The 837-nt window shown below is 41.9% G+C and carries 1 protein-coding gene; it reads left to right on the top strand.

The window, feature by feature from the left end; all coding sequences use genetic code 11:
* Positions 1 to 215: 215 nt before the first annotated feature.
* Positions 216 to 837: glutamate racemase (gene murI, locus ACS8FC_RS16215; protein ID WP_439297530.1), on the top strand; the 622-nt coding region annotated here is incomplete at its 3' end.

Here is an 837-nt window from a genome sequence, read left to right as displayed (position 1 = left end):
ATTAAATGATGCTACGATATATACAAGCTATAAGGTATTTAGCGGGATAACGAGAGACACAAATAGCATGAAGATAATATGTATACAAAAATGGCGGTAGCGTAGAGATGGCTATTACTGCAAATCACATGATGAAAGTGACAACAATGCGAGCAAATATTTTGGATGGTAATGCTTTCAAAAATCCTGCCATTCATAAAACAAGTATCCATTCGATGGCTATCGATACGGCCGCGAGTAATACCGCTCGCAGTGCTCCCATTGGGTTGTTTGACTCCGGCGTTGGCGGCTTATCGATCTATTTGCATTTAGCCCAGCAACTACCCAATGAGCGCTATATATATTACGCTGATACCTTAAATGTTCCTTATGGCAATCGTGATAGTGAAGATATCGAAGCGCTTACTTTAAAAGCAATAGAATGGTTATACCAACAGGGCTGCAAGCTCATTGTTATCGCTTGTAATAGCGCATCAGCTTATGCTTTGGACACAGCAAGAAAATGTTATCCGCAATTACCCATCGTGGGTTTGGTGCCTGCTTTAAAGCCTGCTGTATTGGCAAGTAAGAGTGGACATGTGGCAGTATTGGCTACTAAAGCCACTTTAAATGGGTCATTACTCAATGATGTCATTGCCAGTTTTGCCAATCCTAATAGCACAGTGGTTACCAAGTATTTTGATCCACAACTGGTGCCTTGGGTAGAGGCTGGCATGCCAGTTGAAGATGAGACGGCTCAGCGTCTACGCCAACAGCTACAGGCATTTGCTAATGAAGGTATTGACCAGCTAGTGCTCGGCTGTACACATTATCCATTTTTTAAATCGTTTTTATTAG

This window comes from Psychrobacter sp. 1Y4, from assembly GCF_051847555.1.
Note: the sequence above shows the minus strand (reverse complement) of the source record. Positions and strands in the feature narration are given on the sequence as shown.